The sequence below is a fragment of the Variovorax sp. Soil_C_26 genome, assembly GCF_057657075.1.
The window spans coordinates 238,679-255,482 of the sequence record NZ_JBDGJC010000001.1 but is presented as its reverse complement, the minus strand read 5'-3'; the positions used below and the strand labels follow the sequence as shown (position 1 = coordinate 255,482).

Here is a 16,804-nt window from a genome sequence, read left to right as displayed (position 1 = left end):
GCCTAGGGCAGCGGCACGTCGGCGATCATCGCGCGCACCTGCTCGACCGCGCCGCGGCCCGCGTCGCCGACGGGCGTGAGGCGGTGCGCAATGGTCTGCGGCAGCACCGACTGCACATCGTCGGGCGCTACGTAGTCGCGGTTGGCCAGAAGCGCCTGCGCCTTGGCGGCGCGCAGCACCGCGATGCCGGCGCGCGGCGACAGGCCCTGCAGGAACCAGCGGCCCGACCGCGTGGCGGCGATCAGGTCCTGCACGTAGTTCAGCAGCGGCTCGGCCGCATGCACCTGCTGCACGCGCTGCTGCAGGGCCGTGAGTTCGCCGGCCGTGAGCAGCGCCGGCAGCGTGGCGAGCATCTCGCGACGGTCGGCGCCCGCGAGCAGTTCGCGCTCCGCGGCGCGGTCGGGATAGCCGAGCGAAATGCGCATCAGGAAGCGGTCGAGCTGCGATTCGGGCAGGGCAAAGGTGCCGAGCTGGTCCTGCGGGTTCTGCGTGGCGATCACGAAGAACGGCGTGGGCAGCGGTCGGGTCTCGCCCTCGATCGTGACCTGCTTCTCTTCCATGGCCTCGAGCAGCGCGCTCTGGGTCTTGGGACTGGCGCGGTTGATCTCGTCGGCCAGCAGCACCTGCGCGAAGATCGGGCCCGGATGGAACACGAACGATTGCTGGCCGCGGTCGTAGATCGCGACGCCCGACAGGTCGCCCGGCATCAGGTCGGCGGTGAACTGCACGCGCGAGAACTGTAGCCCGAAGGTGTGCGACAGCGCATGGGCGAGGGTGGTCTTTCCGACCCCGGGCACGTCCTCGATCAGCAGGTGGCCGCCCGCCAGCAGGCACGCCACGCAGTCGCGCACCTGGGTCTCCTTGCCGACAATCACCGTGTTAAGCTGATTTAGCAAAGTGGAAAGTTTGGCGGCAACGTCCATATTTGTATCCATATGCAAACGATACCCGAAGACCGCGCGGCCCCATGCCGTGTGAGGTCTAGACAAGTCCAGCAACAAAAGAGTCACATGGGCACGACCGGCTACTTCACACATCGCGATTGCTGGAAGCACGACATGGGCCGGGGCCATCCCGAATGTCCCGAGCGTCTCGATGCCATCGAGGACCGGCTGCTCGCTACCGGCGTGGGCGATGCCCTCGAGCGCCGCGAGGTGCCGCTCGCCACGCTGTCGCAGATCACGCGGGCGCACAGCGAAGCGCACCTCGAATACCTTGAGTCGCTGCACCAGCGCCTCGTGGCCGACGAGCCAGCCGGCGGACCCAGCCACGCACAGCTCGACCCCGACACCATCCTGAACCGCTACACGCTGCTGGCTGCGCGCCGCGCCGCGGGCGCTGCCATTGCCGCCACCGACGCGGTGATCGCGGGCGAGATCGAGAACGCCTTCTGCTCGGTGCGCCCGCCGGGCCACCACGCCTGCCGCGAGCAGGCGATGGGCTTCTGCTTCCTGAACAACGTGGCCATCGCGGCGCGGCATGCGCTCGAGGTGCACGGGCTCGAGCGCGTGGCGATCGTCGACTTCGACGTGCACCACGGCAACGGCACCGAGAACATCCTTTCGGACGATGAGCGCGTGCTGATGGTGGGCTTCTTCCAGCATCCGTTCTACCCCTACAGCGGCACCAATCAACCGGCCGCGAACATGCTGAACCTGCCGGTTCCGGCCTACACCAAGGGCATGGACGTGCGCGAGCTGATCGAGGCGCTCTGGATGCCGCGGCTCGAGGAGTTCGCGCCGCAGATGGTGTTCGTGAGCGCGGGCTTCGACGCCCACCGCGAGGACGACCTGGGCCAGCTCGGGCTCACCGAGAGCGACTTCAGCTGGATCACGGGGCGCATCCAGGACGTGGCCCGGCGCCATGCGCAGGGCCGCGTCGTCTCGATGCTCGAAGGTGGCTACAACCTCGATGCGCTGGCGCGCAGCGTTGAAGCCCACATCCGAGTGCTTGCGGGTCTCTGAGCGCCCGCACGGCGTGGGCGCGAAGCCCTTTTGCCTCGGTCCATGAACTTCCACGACTTCACACAACGGCTGAACCTGGTCGACGCGCGCGGCATCGGCATCGAACTCGCGGCGCTCGTGGCCTGCGTGGCGCTCGCCTGGCTGGTGAGCCGCTGGTTCGGGCGCGACCAGCCCAAGGACTCGATCTGGTTCGGCGAGCGCATCTTCGACGGCGTGCTGTTCCCGCTGCTCGCGCTGGTGTTCGCCGAGCTCGCTCGGCGCACCGTGGCCGAGTACCAGACGGTCCTGATGCTGCGCATTGGCGTGTCGGTGTTCCTGTCGCTCGCGGTGATCCGCCTGTGCGCGCGCGTGATGCGGGCGGTGTTTCCCACCTCGCACCTGGTGCGGCTCGTCGAGCGCACGATCTCGTGGCTGGCGTGGATCGCCGCGATTCTCTGGATCGTCGGGCTGCTGCCGCCGCTTCTGGCCGAACTCGACGAGATCACGCTGGCCTTCGGCAAGACGCGCGTGAGCCTGCAGACCATCGTGCAGGGCGTGCTCTCGGCGGGGTTGGTGATGGTGATCGCGCTCTGGATCGCCGCCACCATCGAGAAGCGCATCCTGCGCGAGGCCGTGACCGACCTGTCGATGCGCAAGGTGGCCTCGAACGCGGTGCGCGCCTTCCTGCTGCTGGTGGGCCTGCTGTTCGCGCTATCGGCGGTGGGTGTCGACCTCACGGCGCTGTCAGTGCTCGGCGGCGCGTTCGGCGTGGGCCTGGGCTTCGGCCTGCAGAAGCTCGCGGCCAACTACGTGAGCGGCTTCGTGATCCTGCTCGAGCGTTCGATCCGCATCGGCGACAACGTCAAGGTCGACACCTTCGAGGGCCGCATCACCGACATCAAGACGCGCTACACGCTGATCCGGGCGGGCAACGGCCGCGAAGCCATCGTGCCGAACGAATCGCTCATCACGAGCCGGGTCGAGAACCTCTCGATGGCCGACCTCAAGTTCAACATCACCACGCGCATCGTGGTGGGCTACGAGAGCGACGTGGCGCAGGTGCAATCGATCTTGACCGGCGCGGCCAGGGCCCAGCCGCGCGTCATGACCGATCCCGAGCCGGTCAGCTACCTGGTCAGCTTCGCGCCCGACGGGCTCGAGTTCGTGCTGAACTTCTGGGTCACCGACCCCGACAAGGGCAAGGACAACGTGCGCTCGGAGATCAACATCGCGATCCTCGAAGGGCTGCGTGCCGCGGGCATCGACATTCCGTACCCGCAGCGCGTGCTGCGCGTGGAATCGATGCCGGCGGGCCTTTCGGCACCCGCCGACCCTGCCGTATAATCACCGAAAAGCACGACCGTTCTTTTTTGCTGCAGTGCAGTACTGATCGCGACGAATGCGGAGCCGGCCGGGGCCGGACTCTAGAATGACCGGTTGCTCTCGCAGCCCCCTTTTTGCAATCCCAATGGAGTCAAGTCAATGAAGGTTCTAGTGCCTGTCAAACGGGTCGTCGATTACAACGTCAAGGTGCGCGTGAAGAGCGACGGCACCGGTGTCGATATTGCCAATGTCAAGATGAGCATGAACCCCTTCGACGAGATCGCGGTCGAAGAGGCCGTGCGGCTCAAGGAGAAGGGCGTGGTCACCGAAGTGATCGCCGTCTCCTGCGGCGATGCCAAATGCCAGGAAACGCTGCGCACCGCGATGGCCATCGGCGCCGACCGCGGCATCCTGGTCGAGACCTCCGAAGAACTCCAGCCGCTGGCCGTGGCCAAGCTGCTCAAGGCGCTGATCGACAAGGAACAGCCGCAGCTCGTCATCCTCGGCAAGCAGGCCATCGACGACGACGCCAACCAGACCGGCCAGATGCTCGCCGCACTCGCCGACCTGCCGCAAGCCACCTTCGCCTCGAAGGTCGAAGTGGCCGACGGCAAGGCCACCGTGACGCGCGAGGTCGACGGCGGCCTGGAAACCATCCAGCTCAGCCTGCCGGCGGTCATCACCACCGACCTGCGCCTGAACGAGCCGCGCTACGTCACGCTGCCCAACATCATGAAGGCCAAGAAGAAGCAACTCGACACCTTCAAGTCCGAAGACCTGGGCGTCGACGTCAAGCCGCGCCTGAAGACCCTCAAGGTCAGCGAGCCACCCAAGCGCGGCGCCGGCATCAAGGTGCCCGACGTCGCCACGCTGGTGGACAAGCTCAAGAACGAAGCCAAAGTGATCTGAGGAGGAACAAAAAATGACCGCACTTGTTATTGCCGAACACGACCACGCGACCGTCAAGCCCGCGACCCTCAACACCGTGACCGCAGCACTCGCCTGCGGCGGCGACGTGCACGTGCTCGTCGCCGGTGCCAATGCCGCCGAGGCCGGCAAGGCCGCCGCCCAGATCGCCGGCGTGGCCAAGGTCATCGTGGCCGACAGCCCCTCGCTGGCCGAGAACCTGGCCGAGAACGTGGCCGCGCAGGTGCTCGCCATCGCGGGCAACTACAGCCACATCCTGTTCCCCTCGACCGCCAACGGCAAGAACGTCGCACCGCGCGTGGCCGCCAAGCTCGACGTGGCACAGATCTCCGACATCACCAAGGTCGAGAGCCCCGACACCTTCGAGCGCCCGATCTATGCCGGCAATGCCATCGCCACCGTGCAGAGCAGCGATGCCACCAAGGTGATCACCGTGCGTACGACCGGCTTCGATGCCGCCGCAGCAACCGGCGGCAGCGCGACGGTCGAAACCGCCGAAGGCGTGGCCGACAGCGGCAAGTCAAGCTTCGTGGGCCGCGAGGTCACCAAGAGCGACCGCCCCGAACTCACGGCCGCCAAGATCATCGTCTCGGGTGGCCGGGCACTGGGCAGCGCCGAGAAGTTCACCGAAGTCATGACGCCGCTGGCCGACAAGCTCAACGCGGGCCTGGGCGCGAGCCGCGCCGCGGTCGATGCGGGCTACGCACCGAACGACTGGCAGGTGGGCCAGACCGGCAAGATCGTCGCACCGCAGCTCTACATCGCCGCGGGCATCTCGGGCGCGATCCAGCACCTGGCCGGCATGAAGGACTCGAAGGTGATCGTCGCGATCAACAAGGACGAAGAGGCGCCGATCTTCTCGGTGGCCGACTACGGCCTCGTGGCCGACCTGTTCACGGCCGTGCCGGAACTGACCAAGGCGCTCTGATCGCCTTGCCGCACTGAGCCGAAGGGCATCGTTCGCGATGCCCTTTTCGTATCCGCCTTATCCGCCGTATCCGCCGCATCTGGAGACAAGACCATGAGCTACATCGCCCCCCTCAAGGACATGCTGTTCGACATCGAGCACCTTGCCGACATCGGCGAGATCGCCAGGCTGCCGGGCTTCGAGGATGCCGGCCTCGAAACCGCGCAGGCCGTGCTCGAGGAATGCGCGCGCTTCAACCAGGACGTGGTCGCGCCGCTGAACGTGGTGGGCGACCGCGAACCCTCGTCGTTCAAGGACGGTGACGTGACGACCACGAAGGGCTTCAAGGAAGCATTCGCGCAGTACGCCTCGGGTGGCTGGCAGGGGCTGCAGCATCCGGCCGACTTCGGCGGGCAGGGCCTGCCGAAGACCATCGGTGCAGCCTGCGGCGAGATGCTCAACTCGGCCAACATGAGCTTCGCGCTGTGCCCGCTGCTGAGCGACGGCGCCATCGAGGCGCTGCTGACCGCGGGCTCGGACGAACTCAAGGCGGTGTACCTCGAGAAGCTCGTGAGCGGCCAGTGGACCGGCACGATGAACCTGACCGAGCCGCAGGCCGGCAGCGACCTCGCGCTGGTGCGCAGCCGCGCCGAGCCGCAGCCCGATGGCAGCTACAAGGTCTTCGGCACCAAGATCTTCATCACCTACGGCGAGCACGACATGGCCGAGAACATCGTGCACCTCGTGCTCGCGCGCGTGACCGGCGCGCCCGAGGGCGTGAAGGGCATCAGCCTGTTCGTGGTGCCGAAGTTCCTGGTCGAAAAGGACGGCTCGCTCGGGGCGCGCAACGACGTGCACTGCGTGAGCATCGAGCACAAGATGGGCATCAAGGCCTCGCCAACGGCCGTGCTGCAGTACGGCGACGGAACGGCGGCGAGCATCGCGGACAGCGCCGGACCCGGCGCTGTGGGGTATCTCGTCGGCCAGGAGAACCGCGGCCTCGAGTACATGTTCATCATGATGAACTCGGCCCGCTATGCGGTCGGCATGCAGGGCATCGCCATCGCAGAGCGCGCCTACCAGCAGGCCGTGGCCTACGCGAAAGACCGCGTGCAGAGCCGCCCGGTCGATGGTTCGATGAACGCCAGCGCGCCGATCATCCACCACCCCGACGTGAAGCGCATGCTCATGACGATGCGCGCCTACACCGAAGGCTGCCGCGCGATGGCCGCGGTGGCTGCAGCTGCCTATGACGCCGCGCACCATCACCCCGATGCCGAGGCGCGCAAGCAGAACCAGGCCTTCTACGAATTCATGGTGCCGCTCGTGAAAGGCTACAGCACCGAGATGAGCCTCGAGGTCACTTCGCTCGGCGTGCAGGTGCATGGCGGCATGGGCTTCATCGAGGAGACCGGCGCCGCGCAGTACTACCGCGACGCGAAGATCCTCACGATCTACGAAGGCACCACCGCGATCCAGGCCAACGACCTCGTGGGCCGCAAGACCGTGCGCGACGGCGGCCAGACCGCCCGTGCCATCGCCGCGCAGATCGAGAAGACCGAGGCCGAGCTCGCCAAGCGCGAGAGCGCCGCGGCGGCGGCCGTGCACAAGCGCCTGAAGGCCGCGCGCGAAGCCTTCGTCGAGGTGGTCGACTTCGTCGCCGGCCACACCAAGGCATCGCCCAACGCGGTGTTCGCGGGCAGCGTGCCGTACCTGATGCTCGCGGGCAATCTCGTGGCCGGCTGGCAGCTCGCGCGCTCGCTGGTCATTGCCGAGGAGCAGGCCTCGCGCAACGTCGATGTCGACTTCATGCAGGCCAAGATCGTGACCGCGCGCTTCTATGCCGAGCACGTCCTCGCCAAGGCGCCCGGCCTGCGCGACAGCATCGTCGAGGGCGCCGAGAGCGTGACGGCGCTGGCGCTCGAAGCCTTCTGAATCCCGGCTCCGTGTCGCCTGGCTGACGGGCGACCGAGGCCTTCCTCTTATATAAAGCCGAACCCCATTCCGGAGAAGACATGTCGAAGCTGCCCCCCGTCCTTGCGAACCTTCCGCTGCCCATCATCGGCTCGCCGCTGTTCATCATCAGCAACCCCAAGCTCGTGATCGCGCAATGCAAGGCCGGCGTGGTCGGCGCGATGCCGGCGCTCAATGCGCGTCCCGCGGCGCAACTCGAAGACTGGCTGGCCGAGATCACCGAGGAACTCGCGGCCTACAACAAGGCCAACCCCGACAAGCCCGCCGCGCCGTTCGCCATCAACCAGATCGTGCACAAGAGCAATGACCGGCTCGAGCACGACATGGAGATGGTCGTGAAGTACAAGGTGCCGATCGTCATCACCTCGCTCGGCGCGCGCACCGACGTGAACGACGCGGTGCACAGCTATGGCGGCGTCACGCTGCACGACATCATCAACAACAAGTTCGCGCAGAAGGCGATCGAGAAGGGCGCCGACGGCATCATCGCCGTGGCGGCCGGCGCCGGCGGCCATGCGGGCGTGAAGAGCCCGTTCGCGCTGGTGCAGGAGATCCGCCAGTGGTTCGATGGCCCGATCGCACTGTCGGGCTCGATCGCCACCGGCGGCGCGGTGCTCGCGGCGCAGGCCATGGGCGCCGACTTCGCCTACATCGGCACCGCCTTCATCGCCACCGAGGAAGCGCGCGCGAGCGACGACTACAAGCAGGCCATCGTCGACGGCAACTCGGACGACATCGTCTATTCGAACCTCTTCACCGGCGTGCACGGCAACTACCTGGCGCCGAGCATCGTGAAGGCCGGCATGGACCCGACCAACCTGCCCGAAGGCGACGTGAAGACCATGAACTTCGGCGGCGGCGAGGGCAGCAAGGCCAAGGCCTGGAAAGATATCTGGGGCTCGGGCCAGGGCATCGGCGCCGTCACCGAGGTGTCGAGCGCCGCCGCCTACATCGAGAAGCTCAAGCGCGAATACCAAGAGGCAAGGCAGCGGCTCGCGCTTTGAGCCCAGGGCCCGCCGCGGCGCCCGCCGAGCGCGGGCGCATGCCGCTGCTCGACATCGCCAAGGGCATCGCCTGTGCGGTGATCGTCGGCCACCACCTGTCGCGCTACGGCGCGATGCCCGACGGCGCTCTTGCCGTTGCGCCGGCCTTCTTCGGCTGGCTGGCCGACGACGGACGGCTCGCGGTGCAGGTCTTCCTCGTGATCGCGGGCTTTCTCGCGGCGGCCAGCCTCGCGCCCGACGGCGTGCTGCGCGCCGACCGCTCGCCGGCCGCGCGGATATGGCAGCGCTACGGGCGCCTCGCCATGCCTTACCTGGCCGCGCTCACTGCCTGCGTGCTCGTGGCGGCGCTCGTGCGGCCCCTGCTCGGCGACGAGGACGTGCCGGCCGCGCCGAGCCTCGGCCAACTGCTCGCGCACGGGCTCCTGCTGCAGGACCTGCTCGACTACGAGTCGCTGTCGACCGGCGTCTGGTATGTGGCGATCGACTTCCAGCTGTTCGTGCTGGCGCTCGCGCTCATGGGCCTGCCCGCGGCATGGCGGCGGCGCGCACCCGCGGACGCGCCGGTGTCGGCGCGCGAGCGCTGGACGCCGGTCGCGTTGGTGCTCGCCGCCGCCGTGGCATCGCTGGCGCTCTTCAACTGCGACGCCGACCTCGACGACACGGCCTTCTATTTCTTCGGCGCGTACGGGCTCGGCATGCTGGTGTTCTGGATCGGCCGCGCCACGCGTGCGAGCACCTGGCAGGGCGCCGTGGCGCTGCTCATGCTGACCGGCGCCGCCGCGCTCGCGATCGACTGGCGCAGCCGCATCGCGCTGGCGCTCGCGAGCGCGATGCTGATCGCCATCGCGCAGCGCCGTGGCTGGCTCGCGCTTGCAGGGCGGCCTGGCTTCGCCATGCCATTGCAGCGCCTGGGCCGCATTTCGTACTCGCTGTTCCTGATCCACTTTCCGGTGCTGCTGGCAACCAATGCCCTGGTGGCGCGGATGGAGCCGCACGCGGGTTGGATCGATGCGCTCGGCCTCGCGGCGACCTTCGCGCTGTCGGTAGCCGCCGCGCATCTGCTGTACCGCTGGGTGGAGGCGCGCCCGGTCTCATGGCGGGCGGTGGCCGCATTGTTCACGGTGCTGCTCGTGAGCGGCGTGCTGGTGTCCGCCTGAGCGCGCTGCGCCCACCGGCTTGACGCAGCCGGCCGCTGCCGCGATACTTAACCTCATGGTTCACTCAGAAGATCAGGCGACGCTCGATGCAGTGTTCGCCGCACTGTCCGACCCGACACGGCGTGCCGTGCTCGAGACCCTGGGCGAGTGCAGCCTCAGCGTGACCCAACTCGCCGAGCCGCATGGCATGTCGCTGACCGGCTTCATGAAGCACCTTCGCGTGCTCGAGGAGGCCGGCCTCATCTCGCGCACGAAGGCGGGCCGGATCGTGCGCTGCGAACTGTCGCCGCAGCCCATGCAGGAGGCCGCCATGTGGTTGTCGCGCTACGAGAAATTCTGGACCGGGCGACTCGATGCACTGGCGCGCTTTCTCTACCAGCAAGAGGAGACCGAATGGAAAAACCTGCCACCCCCAACACCGCCTCCGGCACCGAGCGCCCCTCGCTCACGCTCCGCCGCCACTACCCTGTCGCCTGCGAAAAAGTCTGGCGCGCGTGGACCGAGCCGCAAGCGCTGAAGGCCTGGTTCGGGCCTGAAGAAATCGTCGAGGTCCCGGTGGCCGAGATCGACCTGCGTGTCGGCGGCGGGTTTCGCGTGCGCATGCATGCGGCCGATGGCGAGACACACGAGGTGAGCGGCACTTACCTGGAGATCGTGCCGAACCGCAAGCTGGTCTTCAGCTGGGCCTGGCGCAGCACGCCCGAGCGTGCGTCGCGCGTGACGGTGCGCATCGAGCCCGTTGGCGCGGGCTGCGAACTCGTGCTGCTGCACGAGCAGTTCTTCGACGAGGCCGCGCGCGACGGACACAGCCATGGCTGGAATGGCGCGCTCGTCAAGCTCGAGGGATGGCTGGGCCGCGAATGACTGCAGCCATCGTCCCGCCACGTGCCACGGCGCGCGAATGGACCGGCCTGGCCGTCATCGCGCTGCCGTGCATGCTCTATTCGATGGACCTCACGGTGCTGAACCTCGCGATCCCCGCGATCAGCGAGGAACTCAAGCCGACCGCGGCGCAATTGCTGTGGATCGTCGACATCTACGGCTTCTTCGTGGCGGGGCTGCTGGTCACCATGGGCACGCTGGGCGACCGCATCGGCCGCCGGCGGCTGCTCCTGATCGGCGCGGCGGCGTTCGGCATCGCGTCGGTGCTGGCGGCATTCTCCACCAGTGCCAACATGCTCATCGCAACCCGGGCGCTGCTCGGCGTGGCGGGCGCGACGCTCGCGCCGTCCACGCTCTCGCTGATCCGCAACATGTTCCTCGACCCGGCGCAGCGCACTGTGGCCATCGGCGTGTGGATATCGAGCTTCTCGGCCGGTGCCGTGCTCGGGCCGGTGCTGGGCGGCGTGCTGCTGCAGTTCTTCCCTTGGGGCTCGGTGTTCCTCATCGGCGTGCCCGTGATGGCTCTGCTGCTGGTACTCGGCCCGATCCTGCTGCCCGAGTACCGCGACCCCGATGCAGGGCGGCTCGATCTGGCCAGCGCGGCGCTGTCGCTCGGTGCGGTGCTGGCGGCCATCTACGGCATCAAGCAGACCGCGGAGCACGGGCCCGATGCGGTGTCGGTTTCGGCGATCGCGGTGGGCGCGCTGCTCGGCTGGGTCTTCGCGCGCAGGCAGAAGCGGCTCGAGAACCCGATGATCGACCTGCAGCTCTTTCGGCTGCCGGCCTTCGCGGTCTCGCTCGCGGCCTACATGCTGGCCTGCTTCGTGATGTTCGGGCTGTTCCTCTACAACGCCCAGTACCTGCAGTTGGTTCTGGGCCTGCCGCCGTTGCAGGCGGGCTTGTGGAGCGTGCCGGGCGCGGGCGCCTTCATCGTCGGTTCGATGGTGGTGCCGGCGCTCGTGCGGCGCATGCGCCCGGCCTATGTGATGGGTGGCGGACTGGCCGTGGCTGCGCTGGGTTTCGCGATGCTGGTGGTGCTGCCGATGCAGGGCGGGCTGGCCTGGCTGGTGGCAAGCGCCGTCGTTTCCTCGCTCGGCCTCGCGCCGGTGTTCACGTTGGCCACCGACCTGGTCGTGGGCAGCGCGCCGCCCGAGCGCGCGGGCGTGGCCTCGGCCATTTCGGAGACCAGTTCCGAATTCGGCGGGGCGCTGGGCATTGCCATCCTGGGCAGCATCGGCGCGGCCATCTACCGCGGCACCATGGCCGATGCAGTGCCTGCGGGCCTGGCGGGCGCAGCCGAGGTCGAGGCCGCGCGCAGCACCCTTGGCGGCACGGTGGCGCTCGCGGCCCAGCTCACGGGCAGTGCGGGCGCCGAGCTGCTCGACGCGGGCCGCGCTGCGCTGGTGCACGGGCTGCGGCTCACGGCCGGCATCTGCGCCGCCGTGCTGCTGGTGGTGTCAGGGCTGGTGGCATTCAGGCTGCGCGGCGCGGGGCCGGCGAGCGAGGCTGCAGCGTCCGAGCCCCCGGGCGCCGCCGCATTGCCGGAGCGCTGAGGACGCCCCATACTGGAACCTCCACGACGCAACGACCGGAGTCCCACCATGAGCAACGAACTGCGCAAGAAGCTGCACGACCTGGCGGAACTCGCCGAGAACACCACCGACCCGCAGGCCCGGGCCATCGTCGAGGCGATACGCCTGCAGACGGCCGTGCTCAACGAGCGGCTCTTCGCCATCGAGCTGCAACTGGGCGCACTCGAGCGGCGCGCCGAGGACACGCCGGGCTGACCCCGCCCCGGCATTGACCGTTGCTTTGTGGGGATAATCGTTCCCCATGAGCGGCAATACCTTCGGAACACTCTTCGCGGTCACCAATTTCGGCGAGTCGCACGGCCCGGCCATCGGCTGCGTGATCGACGGCTGCCCGCCGGGCATGGCGCTCAGCGAGGCCGACATCCAGGGTGATCTCGACCGCCGCCGCCCCGGCACCAGCCGCCACGTCACGCAGCGCAACGAGCCCGACGCGGTGCAGATCCTGTCCGGCGTCTACGAAGGCAAGACCACCGGCACGCCGATCGCGCTGCTGATCCAGAACACCGACCAGCGCAGCAAGGACTACGGCCAGATCGCGCAGCAGTTTCGTCCCGGCCATGCCGACTACACCTACTGGAAGAAATACGGCATCCGCGATCCGCGCGGCGGCGGGCGTTCGTCGGCGCGGCTCACTGCGCCCATGGTCGCGGCCGGCGCGGTCGCCAAGAAGTGGCTGGCCGAGAGGCACGGCATCGCGTTTCGCGGCTGCATGACACAGATCGGCGAGATCGAGATTCCGTTCGAGAGCTGGGACCATGTGCCGAACAACCCGTTCTTCGCGCCCATCGCCGATGTGAGTGCGCTCGAGGCCTACATGGACCGCCTGCGAAAGGCCGGCGACTCCTGCGGCGCGCGGCTGCGTGTCACGGCGACGGGCGTGCCCGTCGGGCTGGGCGAGCCGCTGTTCGACAAGCTCGACGCCGAGATCGCCTACGCGATGATGGGCATCAACGCGGTCAAGGCGGTGGAGATCGGCGCCGGTTTCGACAGCGTCACGCAGCGCGGCACCACGCACGGCGACTCGATCACCCCAACCGGCTTCGTCACCAACAATGCGGGCGGCATCCTTGGCGGCATCAGCTCGGGGCAAGACCTCGAGGTGAGCATCGCGATCAAGCCCACGAGCTCGATCATCAGCCCGCGCCAGTCGATCGACATCCACAACAATCCGGTCGAGGTGGTCACCAAGGGCCGCCACGATCCCTGCGTGGGCATCCGGGCCACGCCGATCGCCGAAGCGATGCTCGCGCTGGTGGTCATCGAGCATGTGCTGCGCCATCGCGCGCAGTGCGGCGACCTGCAGCAGGCTCAGGCCGACGCCGCGGAGGCCGCCGCAGCGGCTTCACCAAAGGCCTCGTTCCTTTAAGGCCTGCTCACACTGTGCAAGGGGTCGCGAAGCTCGCCACAGCCCGCCCATCAAGGCGCGTGACGCCGTGCGTGCGTCCGCACGCACAAGGAGCGCAACGCCGAGGGGCGGGCTGTGGCGAGTTTCCCTTCGGGTTGCTCCGCCAAGGGGCCGTCTGCGGCGTTGCCCGCGCTTGCAATGCTTCAGCATTGCTGCGCCCGGGCGCCTTGCATCCAGCCCCTTGGCGAAGCAACGCGATCCCCTTGCACAGTGTGAGCAGGCCCTGATGTCCACGCCGGCGTCAGCGGCCGCCGGGCGCGGCCACCTGCTGGCGTTCGCTGGCCTGTCGGCCAGCTATTTCGCGCACATCGGATTCTTCAATCCGTACTTGCCGCTGTGGCTCCAGGACCTGGGGCTGCCGATCTTCACGATCAGCCTGCTGGCGTCGGTGCAGTCGATCACGCGCGTGTTCGCACCCTATGCCTGGGGCGCGCTCAGCGACCACACCGGGCATCGCGTGATGCTGCTGCGCTTCAGCGCAGCGGTGGCGCTCGCCAGTTCGTTCGGTCTCTGGTGGAACGGCGGTGCGTGGTGGTTGGCGCTGGTGCTGCTCGTGATGTTCACGCACACCAGCTCGATGATGTCGCTCACCGAAGCGGCGATGGCGCAGTTGGTGGCGGGCGACTGGGGGCGCTATGGCCGCATCCGGCTGTGCGGGTCGGCGGGTTTCCTGGTGACGGTGTTCGTCGCGGGCGAGTGGTTCGAGCGCTTCGGCATGAAGCATTTCCCGGCCTGGGCCGCCGGCACGCTGGCCGTGGTGCTGCTCGCGACGCTCAAGCTGCCCGACGTGCGCGAGCCCGTGGCGGCCCACGATGCGCCCAAGGAGCCCATCGGGCCGGTGCTGCGCATTCCCGCGGTGCGCTGGTTCTTCGCATCGCTCTTCTTCCAGGTGATGTCGCATTTCTCGGTGTATGCGTTCCTCTCGCTCTACCTTGATTCGCTCGGCTACGGCAAGGGCACCATTGGCCTGCTGTGGGCACTGTCGGTGGTGGCCGAGATCGTCTGGTTCTTCTTGCAGGGACGCCTGATCGGCCTGCTGCCAATGTCGCGCTGGATGCTCGTGTGCGGCATCGCGGCGGTCGCGCGGCTGGGCCTCACCGCCGGGCTCGGCGGATCGATTGCGGCGCTGGTGGTGGCCCAGTGGCTGCATGCACTGAGCTTCGCGGCGCACCACACCACCTGCATCGCGGTCGTGTCGCGCCGCTTCCCGGGGCGGCTGCGCGGACGCGGGCAGGCGCTTTTCACGGTGATCGGCTACGGCTTCGGCGGCGTCCTTGGCGTGCTGCTGGGCGGTGCGGTGGCGCAGGAATTCGGCTATCGCGCGATGTTCGCGGCTGCGGCTGTGCTGGCAATGGTGGGCAGCCTTTGCGCATGGCGGGCGATGCGGCTGGAGCAGGCCGTGTTGGCGCAAGCGTGAGATAGCCGGCTCCACCGTTACGCCCAAGACCGTAACGCCGGCCGGTAACGCGCGGGAACCCCGTGGAGGCCTCCAGGACTGCCGGCGCGCCCGATGGTTCAAAGACCGGTTGTTTTGAAAACCAAATTACTCATTTCTGGCGCTTGAACCGGCGCTGGGGACTTCGGCACGCATGTTGCCCTGTAGATGGCTGTATCCCGTGGACCACCGAGGGGGAGAAAACAACATGAACGACAGCGCGCGACATTTCCTGGACTGCTATGCGCTGGGCATCGAGCCCGGCGGCGGCTGGGTGTTTCCGAACGCGCTGCAGCAGGCGCGACTGGACTACACGCCGGCAAGCCTCGAGCGCATGGACCTGCTGCTCGACGAGGTCAAGGCCCGGCTGAACCCCCGCCGCGGGTCGTTCCTGGAACTGCCAGGCGGCCACAATTTCTGCGCGCTGCTCGCGTTCTACCTCGTCGCGTACATCGCGCGGCAGACCGGGGCGCGGATCGCCTGGCACGAGGACAACCCCAACACGGTCTACCCCGTGCAGCACACGCCCGGCGCGCGCGCGCCTGTGCCGCGACACGCAGTCTTGCCCACCGTGGCCATGGCCGAGGATGCGGGCGTCGTGCTGCTGCCGTTCGGCTGGATCGAGGCCAAGCTGTTCGGCGCGACCCGGGCGCCCACCTGCGCCGAGTACGTGGCCGACAGTGTGGCGCAGCTCGACCATGCGGGCCCGATAGCCTGGATCACGGCCGCGCGGTGTCTCGGCATGCTGGCGTCCTATGCGATGTACACGGTCTCGGAAGGCAGACACCTGATGCCCACACTGTTCCAGCCGGGCGTCGACGGCGCGCGCCCGTACTTCGAGGCGATCACCGCCGGTGCCGACGGCAGCGCACTTGGGCGGGGCAGGGCCGCGCTCGAGGCGCCGATCGACGGTGCACTCGTCGCCGCCTTCGCGCGCGAGGCCCTCGTCACGCTGCCGGACGGTCGCGACAGCGAGGCCATCGTGATCGAACTGCGCTGCCACGGCGCCGCGCCGCTGGCCGTGACGGTCGCATTTCCGTTTCGCGCTGCGAGCGATCTGCACGGCTTTGCCATCTTCGGTGCGCAGATCCTCGAAGGCACGATCGACGATAGCGCGCAGGCGCTGTTCAGCCAGGCGACCGATGCCGGCGTGCAGGAGTTCGAGTGGCCCTCGGGCTCGTGGGCGAAGTACCGGGCCGCGGACGATGACGCGCAGGCGCGCCAGGGCCGGTCGACGGACCACGGATTGTTGGAGCCCGCCTGAGGCGCATGCCTCGTTCGCATCTGCCTAGATCAGGTTGCGCATCGCCTGCGCCGTCTCGCGCAACACCGGCAGCACGCGCGCCACGGCGTCTTCGGAGCTTTCGTGCCCCATCGGCATCGTGATGTTGAGCGCACCGACCAGCATGCCGTGCCGGTCGCGCAGGGGCACGGCGATCCCGCGCGAGTTGAGGTCGAGCTGCTGCTCCGAGATCGCCCAGCCCTGGGCCCGGATGCGCGCGAGCTCCAGCTTCATGCGCTCCATGCTGGCGATGGTGTGTGACGTGAACACGGTGAGCCGGTGGGTCGCCAGCCATTCGTCGAGCTCGGCGTCGCTGCGCAGCGCCAGCATCAGCATGCCCGAGGCCGTGACCTGCGCCGGCACGCGCGCGCCGAGCACGTAGCCGGTGCTCATGCTGCGGTTGGGCCCGTTGCGCGCGATGTAGACGACCTCGTCGCCGTCCATCACGCTGAGGTACGCGATCTCGTGGGTGCCGGCCGCGACCCGCTGGAGAAACGGCTGCACCACGCGCGGCAGCCGCGCCGATTCGAGGTACGACTGGCCGAGCCGCAGCACGCGCGGCGTGAGCCAGAACAGCTTGCCGTCGCTCGCCACGTAGCCCATGTGCTGCAGCGTCAGCAGGTAGCGCCGGGCCGCGGTGCGCGTCATGCCGGTGCGTTCGCCGGCCTGGCTGGCGGTCAGGCGCGGATGCGCGTCGTCGAAGGCCTCGATGATGCTCACGCCGCGCTCGAGCCCGGCGATCCAGTCGCGCTTGTCGAGGCCGGCGGGAGGCGCCGCGTCGTCGTGCTTGTGGCCGATGCTGTTGCTGCTGCTCATCGCGGGAGTTTGCCTTGCGCACGACCGATGCAACCTACCTTCCGATCTAGTGAAAACCCTTGATTTGATCGATCATCGATCATTTGAATTCGACAATCGTACGATTCGGCCCGCTCCAACCTGCAAGGACAACTCGATCGGGCTATAAACCCTTCGA

General features: G+C 68.1%; 15 protein-coding genes and 1 pseudogene. 14 read left to right on the top strand and 2 right to left on the bottom strand.

What is annotated here, in order from left to right; translation table 11 throughout:
• Nucleotides 1-2 precede the first annotated feature (2 nt).
• Nucleotides 3-923 carry an AAA family ATPase gene (locus AC3A6G_RS01150; protein ID WP_487857864.1) on the bottom strand — a complete coding sequence of 307 codons (921 nt, stop codon included), beginning with the start codon at nucleotides 921-923 and terminating at the stop codon, nucleotides 3-5.
• Nucleotides 924-1,010: 87 nt separating this feature from the next.
• Here AC3A6G_RS01150 and AC3A6G_RS01145 point away from each other — a divergent pair, with 87 nt between their 5' ends.
• The 14 genes and pseudogenes from AC3A6G_RS01145 to AC3A6G_RS01080 all read left to right on the top strand — a co-directional run bounded on the left by AC3A6G_RS01145 (nucleotide 1,011) and on the right by AC3A6G_RS01080 (nucleotide 15,813).
• Nucleotides 1,011-1,964, top strand: a complete 954-nt coding sequence (locus AC3A6G_RS01145; RefSeq protein WP_487872832.1) for a histone deacetylase family protein — start codon at nucleotides 1,011-1,013, stop codon at nucleotides 1,962-1,964.
• A 42-nt stretch (nucleotides 1,965-2,006) separates the two neighbouring features.
• Nucleotides 2,007-3,287, top strand: coding sequence for a mechanosensitive ion channel family protein (locus AC3A6G_RS01140; RefSeq protein ID WP_487857862.1), 1,281 nt, complete (start codon nucleotides 2,007-2,009; stop codon nucleotides 3,285-3,287).
• Nucleotides 3,288-3,425: 138 nt separating this feature from the next.
• Complete coding sequence (locus AC3A6G_RS01135; RefSeq protein ID WP_487872831.1) at nucleotides 3,426-4,175, top strand: electron transfer flavoprotein subunit beta/FixA family protein; 750 nt, start codon at nucleotides 3,426-3,428, stop codon at nucleotides 4,173-4,175.
• Nucleotides 4,176-4,188: 13 nt separating this feature from the next.
• A complete protein-coding gene (locus tag AC3A6G_RS01130; protein ID WP_487857860.1) occupies nucleotides 4,189-5,121 on the top strand; it encodes an electron transfer flavoprotein subunit alpha/FixB family protein in 933 nt (310 codons plus the stop codon).
• A gap of 93 nt (nucleotides 5,122-5,214) precedes the next feature.
• A complete protein-coding gene (locus AC3A6G_RS01125; protein ID WP_487872830.1) occupies nucleotides 5,215-7,035 on the top strand; it encodes an acyl-CoA dehydrogenase in 1,821 nt (606 codons plus the stop codon).
• Between the two features lie 80 nt (nucleotides 7,036-7,115).
• Nucleotides 7,116-8,078, top strand: coding sequence for an NAD(P)H-dependent flavin oxidoreductase (locus tag AC3A6G_RS01120; protein ID WP_487857858.1), 963 nt, complete (start codon nucleotides 7,116-7,118; stop codon nucleotides 8,076-8,078).
• Between the two features lie 38 nt (nucleotides 8,079-8,116).
• Nucleotides 8,117-9,235 carry an acyltransferase family protein gene (locus AC3A6G_RS01115; protein ID WP_487873247.1) on the top strand — a complete coding sequence of 373 codons (1,119 nt, stop codon included), beginning with the start codon at nucleotides 8,117-8,119 and terminating at the stop codon, nucleotides 9,233-9,235.
• Nucleotides 9,236-9,290: 55 nt separating this feature from the next.
• Nucleotides 9,291-9,752 carry an ArsR/SmtB family transcription factor gene (locus AC3A6G_RS01110; RefSeq protein WP_487872829.1) on the top strand — a complete coding sequence of 154 codons (462 nt, stop codon included), beginning with the start codon at nucleotides 9,291-9,293 and terminating at the stop codon, nucleotides 9,750-9,752.
• Nucleotides 9,656-10,099, top strand: a pseudogene (locus AC3A6G_RS01105) (SRPBCC family protein); the annotation flags it as partial. The gene AC3A6G_RS01110 and the pseudogene AC3A6G_RS01105, both read left to right, overlap by 97 nt.
• The gene (locus tag AC3A6G_RS01100) at nucleotides 10,096-11,670 is read left to right on the top strand and encodes an MFS transporter (RefSeq protein ID WP_487857856.1); all 1,575 of its coding nucleotides are present in this window, start codon (nucleotides 10,096-10,098) and stop codon (nucleotides 11,668-11,670) included. The pseudogene AC3A6G_RS01105 and the gene AC3A6G_RS01100, both read left to right, overlap by 4 nt.
• 48 nt (nucleotides 11,671-11,718) lie before the next feature.
• Nucleotides 11,719-11,904, top strand: a complete 186-nt coding sequence (locus AC3A6G_RS01095; RefSeq protein WP_487857855.1) for a hypothetical protein — start codon at nucleotides 11,719-11,721, stop codon at nucleotides 11,902-11,904.
• A 46-nt stretch (nucleotides 11,905-11,950) separates the two neighbouring features.
• Nucleotides 11,951-13,075: a chorismate synthase gene (gene aroC, locus AC3A6G_RS01090; RefSeq protein WP_487872828.1), complete on the top strand. Its 1,125-nt coding sequence runs from the start codon at nucleotides 11,951-11,953 to the stop codon at nucleotides 13,073-13,075.
• Between the two features lie 265 nt (nucleotides 13,076-13,340).
• The gene (locus AC3A6G_RS01085; protein WP_487857853.1) at nucleotides 13,341-14,531 is read left to right on the top strand and encodes an MFS transporter; all 1,191 of its coding nucleotides are present in this window, start codon (nucleotides 13,341-13,343) and stop codon (nucleotides 14,529-14,531) included.
• A gap of 226 nt (nucleotides 14,532-14,757) precedes the next feature.
• Nucleotides 14,758-15,813: a hypothetical protein gene (locus tag AC3A6G_RS01080; protein ID WP_487863912.1), complete on the top strand. Its 1,056-nt coding sequence runs from the start codon at nucleotides 14,758-14,760 to the stop codon at nucleotides 15,811-15,813.
• 24 nt (nucleotides 15,814-15,837) lie between these two features.
• On the opposite strand, the gene AC3A6G_RS01075 is transcribed toward AC3A6G_RS01080, so the two are convergent.
• A complete protein-coding gene (locus AC3A6G_RS01075; protein WP_487857851.1) occupies nucleotides 15,838-16,647 on the bottom strand; it encodes an IclR family transcriptional regulator domain-containing protein in 810 nt (269 codons plus the stop codon).
• Nucleotides 16,648-16,804 lie beyond the last annotated feature (157 nt).

What these genes read in the sequence shown, in the direction of transcription:
- AC3A6G_RS01080 (WP_487863912.1), top strand. Translation starts at nt 14,758, where the DNA reads ATGAACGACAGCGCGCGACATTTCCTGGACTGCTATGCGCTGGGCATC.
- AC3A6G_RS01110 (WP_487872829.1), top strand. Translation starts at nt 9,291, where the DNA reads ATGGTTCACTCAGAAGATCAGGCGACGCTCGATGCAGTGTTCGCCGCA.
- AC3A6G_RS01100 (WP_487857856.1), top strand. Translation starts at nt 10,096, where the DNA reads ATGACTGCAGCCATCGTCCCGCCACGTGCCACGGCGCGCGAATGGACC.
- AC3A6G_RS01150 (WP_487857864.1), bottom strand. Translation starts at nt 923, where the DNA reads ATGGACGTTGCCGCCAAACTTTCCACTTTGCTAAATCAGCTTAACACG.
- AC3A6G_RS01085 (WP_487857853.1), top strand. Translation starts at nt 13,341, where the DNA reads ATGTCCACGCCGGCGTCAGCGGCCGCCGGGCGCGGCCACCTGCTGGCG.
- AC3A6G_RS01095 (WP_487857855.1), top strand. Translation starts at nt 11,719, where the DNA reads ATGAGCAACGAACTGCGCAAGAAGCTGCACGACCTGGCGGAACTCGCC.
- AC3A6G_RS01120 (WP_487857858.1), top strand. Translation starts at nt 7,116, where the DNA reads ATGTCGAAGCTGCCCCCCGTCCTTGCGAACCTTCCGCTGCCCATCATC.
- aroC (WP_487872828.1), top strand. Translation starts at nt 11,951, where the DNA reads ATGAGCGGCAATACCTTCGGAACACTCTTCGCGGTCACCAATTTCGGC.
- AC3A6G_RS01115 (WP_487873247.1), top strand. Translation starts at nt 8,117, where the DNA reads ATGCCGCTGCTCGACATCGCCAAGGGCATCGCCTGTGCGGTGATCGTC.
- AC3A6G_RS01140 (WP_487857862.1), top strand. Translation starts at nt 2,007, where the DNA reads ATGAACTTCCACGACTTCACACAACGGCTGAACCTGGTCGACGCGCGC.
- AC3A6G_RS01130 (WP_487857860.1), top strand. Translation starts at nt 4,189, where the DNA reads ATGACCGCACTTGTTATTGCCGAACACGACCACGCGACCGTCAAGCCC.
- AC3A6G_RS01075 (WP_487857851.1), bottom strand. Translation starts at nt 16,647, where the DNA reads ATGAGCAGCAGCAACAGCATCGGCCACAAGCACGACGACGCGGCGCCT.
- AC3A6G_RS01135 (WP_487872831.1), top strand. Translation starts at nt 3,426, where the DNA reads ATGAAGGTTCTAGTGCCTGTCAAACGGGTCGTCGATTACAACGTCAAG.
- AC3A6G_RS01145 (WP_487872832.1), top strand. Translation starts at nt 1,011, where the DNA reads ATGGGCACGACCGGCTACTTCACACATCGCGATTGCTGGAAGCACGAC.
- AC3A6G_RS01125 (WP_487872830.1), top strand. Translation starts at nt 5,215, where the DNA reads ATGAGCTACATCGCCCCCCTCAAGGACATGCTGTTCGACATCGAGCAC.